Source organism: Flavobacterium sp., assembly GCF_044361065.1.
Taxonomy (GTDB): Bacteria; Bacteroidota; Bacteroidia; order Flavobacteriales; family Flavobacteriaceae; genus Flavobacterium.
Map to the genome: position 1 here is coordinate 1 of NZ_JBIKJI010000080.1, position 9,481 is coordinate 9,481.

Below are 9,481 nucleotides of genomic sequence, written 5' to 3' on the forward strand. Positions count from 1 at the left end.
CAATGGCTTCAAACATAAGTTTTCCATCATCTAAAAGGATTCTTTCTCCAGGATTTACATCTTTTGGAAATTCTTTATAGTTCATATACACTCTGTCAGCAGTTCCAGGAACATCTTCTGAGGTTTGGAAAGTAATAATATCTCCAGGATGCACCATTACATCTTCCTTCATTACACCAACGCGTAATTTTGGACCTTGTAAATCGGCTAAAATAGAAGTGGTATAGCCAAATTCTGTATTTAATTCGCGGATAATATCTATTCTTTCTTTTACATCTGTATAATCAGCATGTGAAAAGTTAATTCTAAAAACATTAACTCCCGCGTCAATCATTTTTTTAATTACTTCTTTGCTACTACAAGCGGGACCTAATGTGGCAACAATTTTTGTTTTTTTTGTTGTATGCATCTTTAAAAAATTAAATTGTTTATCGATTTTAAATTAGTTGTATCTACTTTATAAATGGTAGAAACATTTTGTATGGTACTTATTTTTTTAATAACTTCTTCGCTTTTAAAGCTTGAATCTATATTGTCTATTTTTAATAAATAATCGGCTGTTTTTAATTCTGGAATCAAATTCATTGTGATGTTATCCTCAGAAAAGAAACCCGTATTATTTTGGTTTGAATTAAAATTGGTTTGATTTTTAATGAGTTCCCAAGTAATATCTTGGTTATAATCATCATAACTAAATCTTGAAAATTTTCCCGTTCCGTTAGAAGATTTTATAGAAATTTCGTTATCATTTTTTGCCATTAAAACATTCAATTTTAAGTTTATTAAAAAGGTTAATTTAAAATCTTTTAAATTAGAATGAATAGCAAGTAACTCAAAATCATTTGATTCAAAATCGTCGAATGTAAGTTTAAGATTTGCCATTTATTTTTTTAATAATCGTAAAGATAGGAGTAAAAATTATTAAATTGTAGTAAAAAAGGTTTCTAAACTATTAAATTTTTAATTCAAACGTTGTAGTTGATAAAAAAATTTAGGATTTGTTTTCAATTTTATCTTGTAACGCAAAAAAAGCTCTTTTTGCAGCAGTTTCTTCTGCTTTTTTCTTAGAAGTAGCTCTGGCTTTGCTAATTACCTGATTGTCCATTAGTAATTTCACACCAAAATACTTTACGCCTTCTTTACCATCATCTTCAAAAATATCAAATTTAAAAGTAATTTTTTCTTTCTGACACCATTCGATAATTAGACTTTTATAGCTAATTACTTTTCCTTCTAAACGTTCAATATCCACATATTGTTTGATGATTTTTTCCTGAATAAATTTCTCACAATACGGATAACCTTTATCTAAATATATGGCGCCAATAAAAGCTTCGCATAAATTTCCGTGAATATTGTCTCCAAAATGGGAAGGACTCACTTTACTTTCTATAAATTGAACCAAATTAAAATCTCTGCCTAATTCATTTAAATGTTCTCTACTTACAATTTTAGATCGCATTTTTGTTAAGTAACCCTCATCGCCAGTTGGTACTTTTTTATACAAATGTGCAGCAATAACACTACCTAACATGGCATCACCTAAAAATTCTAATCGTTCGTAACTTATTGGAAATCCTTTTTCATCAGTTTGATTTGCAGAACGGTGCGTAAAAGCGTGTTTATAATAAATTTCTGTATTGGGCTTGAATCCCAAAATTTTGGTAATTTTTTCAAAAAAAACCCCGTCTTGATTAGAAGAAGGGGATTTTTTCAATATTTTATTTAAAATGCGACGCATGAAGTTATTCTTCTAATTTTTTGAAAAGCACACAAGCATTATGTCCACCAAATCCAAAAGTATTACTCATTGCCACTTTAATTTCTCTTTTTTGAGGCGTGTTTAAAGTCAAGTTTAATGATGGATCAATATTTTCATCTACTGTTGTGTGGTTTATTGTTGGAGGAACAAGACTGTGTTTCATTGCTAAAATAGAAGCAATTGCTTCAATTGCACCAGCTGCTCCTAACAAATGCCCTGTCATTGATTTTGTAGAATTGATATTTATATTTTTAGCGTGTGCTCCAAAAACATGACTAATTGCTTTTAATTCTGCAACATCTCCTAAAGGTGTTGAGGTTCCGTGAGTATTGATGTGATCTACTTCTTCTGGTTTCATACCTGCATCGCGTAAGGTATTTTCCATCACTGCAATCACTCCAATTCCTTCTGGATGTGGAGCAGTTAAGTGATACGCATCAGATGACATTCCGCCACCTCCAACTTCACAATATATTTTAGCACCACGTGCTTTCGCGTGTTCGTATTCTTCAAAAACTAAAGCACCAGCGCCTTCGCCTAAAACAAAACCATCTCTGTTAGCATCAAACGGTCTTGAAGCTGTTTCTGGTGAATCATTTCTTGTTGATAACGCTTGCATAGAGTTAAAGCCACCCATTCCTGCAATAGTTACTGCTGCTTCAGAACCTCCAGACACAATTACATCACACATTCCTAAACGAATGTAGTTAAAAGCGTCAATCATAGCATTTGCTGAAGAAGCACAAGCAGAAACTGTTGTATAGTTTGGACCCATAAAGCCATTTCTCATAGAAATATGAGCAGGAGCAATATCGGCAATCATTTTAGGAATAAAGAACGGATTAAAACGAGGTGTTCCGTCTCCTTTAGCATAACTCAGCACTTCTTCTTGGAAGGTTTCTAAACCACCAATTCCAGCACCCCAAATAACACCAACTCTTTGCTTATTTACATTTGATTCCAAAATGCCTGAATCTGCAATTGCTTGTTCACCAGCTACAATGGCATATTGTGCAAATTTATCCATACGTCTAGCTTCTTTTCTATCGATAAATTCTTCGACATTGAAGTTTTTTACTTCGCAAGCAAATTTGGTTTTATGTTTTTCGGTATCATAATATGTAATTGGAGCCGCACCGCTTTTACCGCTAATTAAGGCATTCCAATATTCTTGAATGTTGTTTCCAATTGGAGTTAATGCTCCAAGTCCTGTTACCACTACACGTTTTAATTGCATAAATTATTTTTTAGTTATATAGAAAAACCCAATGTGTCATAATTAAATATCAACATTGGGTATTACATAAATGTCTTATGTGAATGATTGTAATACAATCAATGTTTTTACAAATCTAAACAAAGATTTTTAAAAACAGAAACAAAAAATAACAACATCCGTATAAAATAAATTATACGGATGAAAGGTTATTATTTCTTAGCTTCTTCGATGTAAGAAATTGCTTGACCTACAGTAGCAATGTTTTCAGCTTGGTCGTCTGGAATTTGAATATCAAATTCTTTTTCGAATTCCATAATAAGCTCTACAGTGTCTAATGAATCAGCACCTAAATCGTTAGTGAAGCTTGCTTCTGTTACTACTTCGTTTTCGTCAACACCTAATTTGTCCACGATAATCGCTTTTACTCTTGATGCAATGTCTGACATAATTTTCAATTTTTAATTATTTGTTGGCAAAAATAAAAAACTTTATTTTAAAACAACATTTTTGTTAGTAAATATAACAACGAATATACAAAAAAAACTTAAAACACCCTATTTTTAAGCATATTTAGAGCGAATTAATTTATTATTTCATTTTTTTTTGCCGTTAAACCTAAATGAATTTATACTTTTGTGTGATATTTATGTGGTTTATTGCTGCAATAAGTTAAATAAAACAGAATTGAATGAAGAAAATTGTGCTTTTTGCTTCCGGAAATGGTTCTAATGCTGAAAATATTATGACTTATTTTGACACGTCCAATGCCGTTTCAGTTGTTGGTTTGTTTTCTAACAATTCTGAAGCTAAAGTAATTGAAAGGGCAAAAAAATTTAATGTTCCTACTTTTGTTTTTAATAAAATGCAACTTTCAGACGATACCGTTTTAAATCAGCTAAAGCAATTGCAACCCGATTTAATTGTGTTGGCAGGATTTTTATTGAAATTTCCTATGCATATTATTAATGAATTTCCGAATAAAGTAATTAATATTCATCCAGCATTGTTGCCAAATTATGGCGGAAAAGGTATGTATGGCATTCACGTTCACCAAGCGGTTTTAGAAAATAAAGAAAAGGAAACAGGAATCACAGTACATTACGTAAATGAACATTTTGATGAAGGTGAATTTATATTTCAAACTAACGTAAATATTGAAAATTGTAAAACAGCAGAAGAAATCGCACAAAAAATTCACGAATTAGAAATGGAACATTTTCCGAACGTGATTGAGAGATTCATAGAAGGTTAGACTCCCTAGAAAGTCAAACCCACTAAAATTTCTTAATTTCAACATCTAATCAATCTAAAAATCTAACAATCTAAAATGTCCTACCAAGTTCACATATACACAGATGGCGCTGCCAAAGGAAATCCTGGTCCTGGGGGTTATGGTGTGGTGATGGAAATGGTGGGCACGCCTTACAAAAAAGAATTTTTTGAAGGATTCAGACATACTACTAATAACAGAATGGAATTGTTAGCCGTAATAGTAGGTTTAGAAAAATTGAAAGCACCAAAAACCAACGTTTTGGTTGTTTCAGACTCTAAATATGTTGTGGATTCTGTAGAAAAAGGTTGGGTATTTGGTTGGGAGAAGAAATATTTCAAAGACAAAAAAAATCCCGATTTATGGATGCGCTTTTTAAAAATTTACAGACAACATCACGTGAAATTTATTTGGATTAAAGGGCACAACAACCATCATCAAAACGAACGTTGTGACGAATTAGCCGTGATGGCCTCGCAACAAAAAAATTTAAATATCGATTCCTTTTACGAAATGGAAGACCAGAAACTAATATAAAAAAATACCTGATAAATTTTAAAATTTATCAGGTATTATATTTAATAAGAAGTGTAGTATTATTTATTTTTTGTTAAGTCAAATCGGTAGATAGCGTCAAATCCTACATATAATGAAGAATCAAATTCAGCATTCAATCTATTTCTTTTGTCTCCACTTAGCGGAAATGTTAATACCTGTACACCAACTTTTTCGTTGGCATTAAACATTCCATAATCTGTAGTATCTAATCCTACTTTACCTCTTAATATTAATGAGTTATCCATTAATCCTAATGCGGTGTATAAAGCAAATCTAATCGATTCCTCCTGAACATAAAAATTAGATTTAAACTCTGATAAGTTATAAGACTTAATAGACGTTAATAAATCGGATCCTATACTTAGGTTTTTAGTTAACGAATAATTAGCATCCATACGAATAGGAAGCGTAGCGTTTATGTAAAATTTATTATTTTTAGAACGGTGCCACATTCCAATTAAAGGCGTTAGCGTAGAACCGTGATTTTCTGTTGAACTGTACATACCAAATTTAATTTTGTACGATTCACTATATTGATAATCTAAAACAGCTAGAGCTCCAATTTGAAAATCGTTTGATCCAATCGCATTAAAATCTGAAGCAATTTTTGGTAATAATACATACGTTCCAGACCATTTTTCTGAGTGTTGGTACTTAAATCCCAAATTTAAACGGGTCATTGTTAAACTAGTTCTATCTGCGCCTTTAGACAAATTTAACCGTGTATTTTCTGCCGTTAAACCAGTTAATAATACCAACTTTTCAGATAGTTTTTTAGGATAGTACAATTCAAAATTAACATTGTTAACGCTAGTTTCGAAGTTTTTGTTTGCGTTTGTTTGATTTGCTTCTTGTATGTTTCCTAAAGTAGTATTATTAGTTGAAAACTTAACAATATCAACATAATCCTGAGAATAACCTATTTGTAAGAATGTAAAATAGGTTAATAATAAAATAATTTTTTTCATAGTTTTTTAGTTTAATTTTCAAAAATACTAAATTATACATTCAGAAGTTGCGCTGTAATTTATTAAAAAACATTTGTAATTTTTATGAATATCATTAATTATTTTAATGGTTATTGAAGTTTTGATAAAATTCTTTGTAACCAAGTTATTTTATTCCTCGTTTATTGCATTCCAGCCTCTGGCTTTAAGCTCAATTTTTGTGTTGGCACGAGTCACCAAGTGCATCCCTTCACTTTCCGCAACCATATGACCAATAATGGTGAAATTTGGATTGTGTTTTAATTTTTCGAAATCGTCCATTTTAATTGTGAAAAGCAATTCGTAGTCTTCTCCGCCATTTAAGGCAATAGTGGTAATATCTACATTAAATTCTTCACACACATTAATTAATTGTGGGTCAACTGGAATTTTATCTTCGTACACATTACAGCCTAATTTACTTTGCTTACAAATATGCATAATTTCAGAGGATAATCCGTCTGAAATATCAATCATAGCGGTAGGTTGTACTTCTAATTTTTCAAGTAATTCTTTTACGTCATTTCTGGCTTCTGGCTTCAATTGACGTTCAATTAAATAGGTATAATCATCTAAAATAGGCTGATTATTTGGGTTGACTTGAAACACTTGTTTTTCTCTTTCCAAAACTTGTAAACCCATATAAGCCGAACCTAAATCGCCAGAAACAACTAATAAATCAGTTTGTTGTGCGCCGTTTCTGTAGGTTATTTCTTCTAAATTCGCTTCGCCAATAGCTGTAATGCTAATAATTAATCCTTTTTGAGAAGAGGTTGTGTCGCCACCAATTACATCTACATTATAAGCGTTGGCGGCAAGCGTAATTCCTGCAAAAAGTTCTTCCATTGCTTCTAACGGAAAACGATTAGAAACTGCCACCGAAACCGTAACCTGAGTTGGCACGGCATTCATTGCGCAAATGTCAGAAATATTAGACACAATTGCTTTGTATCCCAAATGTTTTAAAGGCATATAGCTTAAATCAAAATGTACACCTTCCACTAATAAATCGGTAGAAATTACTGCTTTTTTGCCAGCAAAATCTAAAACAGCGGCATCGTCACCAATACTTTTAATAGTGCTTTTTTGATTCACTTTAAAGTGTTTGGTTAAATGCTCAATTAATCCGAATTCACCTAAACTGGCAATGCTCGTTGTTTTTTGATCTTTATTTTCTAACATAAGGTTTTGTTTTTGCAAAGATAGGGAATTAATGTGCCAAGTGGAAAGGCATAAGGCAAAAGTAAAAAAGCAAAAGTAAAAAGTGAAAAGCAGCAATTAATTAGCTTACATTACTATTACCTTATGCCTTTCCACTTATACCTACTTGTCTAATTGTTTAAGTTTTTCAAAAATTAAGCTGGTTTCGTATCCTTTTCGGAGTAAGAAATCTACAAATTTTTTATTTTTCTTTTGTCCTTTTCGTTCTTTAATGCCGTTCCAATTTTTTTCTGCCAATTGATGAAAATTAGCTAAATAAACTTCATTTGGAAGTTCCAACAATGCCAAATCGATATTTCTTTTAGATATTTCTCTGTATTTTAACTCTTGAACAATTCGGTTTTTACCCCAACCTTTATAGTTGTGTTTGCCTCTTGCAAAACTTTTAGCAAATCGTTCTTCATCTATATATTTATGTTCAATAAGATGTACAATAATTTGTTCTTTAAGTTCCGGAAGTAAGGTAAAACTTCGTAATTTTTGTTCCACTTCTTTATGACAACGATCTTGGTAAGAGCAATAATACTCTAACTTGCTTGTAATCTCGCTTGTAGTAAGTGTCGTTTTTGGTGCTTCCAATGGAAAAGTACTAAATTAATATCTATTCAAAATTACTATAAAAAATTACTTTCACAATAGTATGTAATGGATTCCTATAAATACAGAATATTTTTATTACTAAATATAACGTAACATTTTTAAACTTCAAACGGAATAACTATCTTTGCAGCTTATTTAAAACAAAATAAATGAGTAAACTATTAATTGTAGGAACGGTAGCTTTTGATGCTATTGAAACCCCTTTTGGAAAAACAGATAAAATTTTAGGAGGAGCCGCAACATATATTGGCTTATCCGCGTCATTTTTTAAGGTGGATTCGGCAATAGTATCTGTTGTAGGGGAAGATTTTCCACAAGAACATTTAGATTTATTATCAGAAAGAAATATAAATATTGAAGGAATTGAAATTGTAAAAGGCGGAAAAACGTTCTTTTGGAGTGGAAAATACCATAATGATATGAATTCTCGTGATACTTTAGCTACCGAGTTAAATGTATTAGCAGATTTCAACCCAATAGTTCCTGAAAAATATAAGGATGCTGAAGTAGTTATGCTTGGGAATTTACATCCAATTGTGCAATCATCTGTTTTAAATCAAATGACGACCCAACCAAAATTAGTTGTTTTAGATACGATGAATTTTTGGATGGATTGTGCATTACCTGAATTATTAGAGGTAGTAAAACGCGTAGATGTAATTACCATTAACGATGAAGAAGCGCGTCAATTATCTGGAGAATATTCTTTAGTAAAAGCAGCTGCAAAAATCCATACAATGGGTCCTAAATATGTAGTCATTAAAAAAGGAGAACACGGAGCATTAATTTTCCATAATAAAGATGTTTTCTTTGCACCAGCTCTACCTTTAGAAGAGGTTTTTGATCCAACAGGAGCAGGCGATACGTTTGCAGGCGGATTTTCTGGATATATAGCTCAAACGGAGGATTTTTCTTTTGAAAGTATGAAAAGCGCTATTATTTATGGTTCAAATTTGGCTTCCTTTTGTGTAGAAAAATTTGGAACAGAAAAAATGGTTGTCATAAATGAAGACGAAGTTTATGCTCGTTTACAGCAATTTAAATCGTTAACACAATTTGATATCAAATTATAAGACAAAACTATGCCTCGAAATTTCGGGGCATTTTTAATACAACAAATAAATAATACAATACAACACCAACTATGAGCGACGCTATCAAACACGAATGTGGAATTGCCTTACTTAGACTTTTAAAACCATTAGAATACTATAGAGAAAAATATGGTACGGCTTTTTACGGGGTAGAAAAAATGTACCTTTTAATGGAAAAACAACACAATCGTGGACAAGACGGCGCAGGTTTTGCCAGTATTAAATTAGATGTAAAACCAGGTCAAAGATATATTAGTAGAATTCGTTCTAATCAAGCGCAACCTATTCAGGATATTTTCGGACAAATTAACACCAGAATTTCTGAGGAATTAGCTAAAAATCCGTCGTATCAAAATAATGTAGCGTTACAAAAAGAAAACATTCCTTATGTAGGCGAATTGTTTTTAGGTCACGTACGTTATGGTACTTTCGGAAAAAACAGCATTGAAAGCGTTCATCCTTTTTTACGTCAAAACAATTGGATGCACAGAAATTTATTAGTTGCTGGAAACTTCAATATGACTAATGTTAAAGAATTATTTCAAGACTTAGTTGATGTAGGTCAACATCCAAAATTAATGGCAGACACGGTAACCGTTATGGAAAAAATCGGTCATTTTTTAGATGATGAAATTACACAATTGTATTTAGATTGCAAAAACGAAGGACTTACAAAATTAGAAGCTTCGCCAGTAATTGCAGAGCGATTAAATATTGGAAGAATATTAAAAAGAGCCTCTAAAAACTTTGATGGAGGATATGCTATGGCTG

At 31.6% G+C, this 9,481-nt stretch carries 11 protein-coding genes and 1 pseudogene; 4 read left to right on the forward strand and 8 right to left on the reverse strand.

Annotation, left to right across the window (positions count from 1 at the left end; genetic code table 11):
* The 5 genes from ACIQ11_RS06195 to ACIQ11_RS06215 all read right to left on the reverse strand — a co-directional run.
* Positions 1–409 (reverse strand): pyruvate kinase (locus ACIQ11_RS06195; RefSeq protein ID WP_396153803.1); only part of this gene is annotated, 409 nt, incomplete at its 3' end.
* 2 nt (positions 410–411) lie between these two features.
* Positions 412–882, reverse strand: a complete 471-nt coding sequence (locus ACIQ11_RS06200; RefSeq protein WP_396153805.1) for an IPExxxVDY family protein — start codon at positions 880–882, stop codon at positions 412–414.
* 109 nt (positions 883–991) lie between these two features.
* Positions 992–1,741 (reverse strand): ribonuclease III, encoded by a 750-nt coding sequence (gene rnc / locus ACIQ11_RS06205; protein WP_396153807.1) that lies wholly within the window; start codon positions 1,739–1,741, stop codon positions 992–994.
* Between the two features lie 4 nt (positions 1,742–1,745).
* Positions 1,746–2,999, reverse strand: a complete 1,254-nt coding sequence (gene fabF, locus ACIQ11_RS06210) for a beta-ketoacyl-ACP synthase II (protein ID WP_396148094.1) — start codon at positions 2,997–2,999, stop codon at positions 1,746–1,748.
* Positions 3,000–3,190: 191 nt separating this feature from the next.
* Positions 3,191–3,427 carry an acyl carrier protein gene (locus ACIQ11_RS06215; RefSeq protein ID WP_007137004.1) on the reverse strand — a complete coding sequence of 79 codons (237 nt, stop codon included), beginning with the start codon at positions 3,425–3,427 and terminating at the stop codon, positions 3,191–3,193.
* A 242-nt stretch (positions 3,428–3,669) separates the two neighbouring features.
* On the opposite strand from ACIQ11_RS06215, the gene purN reads away from it, so the two are divergent.
* Positions 3,670–4,233, forward strand: coding sequence for a phosphoribosylglycinamide formyltransferase (purN, locus tag ACIQ11_RS06220; protein WP_396153809.1), 564 nt, complete (start codon positions 3,670–3,672; stop codon positions 4,231–4,233).
* Between the two features lie 75 nt (positions 4,234–4,308).
* On the forward strand, positions 4,309–4,788 hold the full coding sequence (rnhA, locus tag ACIQ11_RS06225) for a ribonuclease HI (protein ID WP_396153811.1): 480 nt from the start codon (positions 4,309–4,311) through the stop codon (positions 4,786–4,788).
* Between the two features lie 59 nt (positions 4,789–4,847).
* Here rnhA and ACIQ11_RS06230 read toward each other — a convergent pair whose 3' ends face one another.
* The 3 genes from ACIQ11_RS06230 to ACIQ11_RS06240 all read right to left on the reverse strand — a co-directional run bounded on the left by ACIQ11_RS06230 (position 4,848) and on the right by ACIQ11_RS06240 (position 7,595).
* Positions 4,848–5,777, reverse strand: coding sequence for a hypothetical protein (locus ACIQ11_RS06230; protein WP_396153813.1), 930 nt, complete (start codon positions 5,775–5,777; stop codon positions 4,848–4,850).
* Positions 5,778–5,927: 150 nt separating this feature from the next.
* Positions 5,928–6,977, reverse strand: coding sequence for a thiamine-phosphate kinase (gene thiL, locus ACIQ11_RS06235; protein ID WP_396153815.1), 1,050 nt, complete (start codon positions 6,975–6,977; stop codon positions 5,928–5,930).
* A 141-nt stretch (positions 6,978–7,118) separates the two neighbouring features.
* Positions 7,119–7,595, reverse strand: coding sequence for a regulatory protein RecX (locus ACIQ11_RS06240; RefSeq protein ID WP_396153817.1), 477 nt, complete (start codon positions 7,593–7,595; stop codon positions 7,119–7,121).
* A gap of 170 nt (positions 7,596–7,765) precedes the next feature.
* Between ACIQ11_RS06240 and ACIQ11_RS06245 the strand changes: the two genes are divergently transcribed.
* Positions 7,766–8,689, forward strand: a complete 924-nt coding sequence (locus ACIQ11_RS06245; protein ID WP_291241364.1) for a PfkB family carbohydrate kinase — start codon at positions 7,766–7,768, stop codon at positions 8,687–8,689.
* 71 nt (positions 8,690–8,760) lie between these two features.
* Positions 8,761–9,481: pseudogene (locus tag ACIQ11_RS06250) on the forward strand (amidophosphoribosyltransferase); the annotation flags it as partial.

Coding starts and splice junctions, on each gene's coding strand:
- ACIQ11_RS06200 (WP_396153805.1), bottom strand. CDS start 882: ATGGCAAATCTTAAACTTACATTCGACGATTTTGAATCAAATGATTTT.
- rnc (WP_396153807.1), bottom strand. CDS start 1,741: ATGCGTCGCATTTTAAATAAAATATTGAAAAAATCCCCTTCTTCTAAT.
- fabF (WP_396148094.1), bottom strand. CDS start 2,999: ATGCAATTAAAACGTGTAGTGGTAACAGGACTTGGAGCATTAACTCCA.
- ACIQ11_RS06215 (WP_007137004.1), bottom strand. CDS start 3,427: ATGTCAGACATTGCATCAAGAGTAAAAGCGATTATCGTGGACAAATTA.
- purN (WP_396153809.1), top strand. CDS start 3,670: ATGAAGAAAATTGTGCTTTTTGCTTCCGGAAATGGTTCTAATGCTGAA.
- rnhA (WP_396153811.1), top strand. CDS start 4,309: ATGTCCTACCAAGTTCACATATACACAGATGGCGCTGCCAAAGGAAAT.
- ACIQ11_RS06230 (WP_396153813.1), bottom strand. CDS start 5,777: ATGAAAAAAATTATTTTATTATTAACCTATTTTACATTCTTACAAATA.
- thiL (WP_396153815.1), bottom strand. CDS start 6,977: ATGTTAGAAAATAAAGATCAAAAAACAACGAGCATTGCCAGTTTAGGT.
- ACIQ11_RS06245 (WP_291241364.1), top strand. CDS start 7,766: ATGAGTAAACTATTAATTGTAGGAACGGTAGCTTTTGATGCTATTGAA.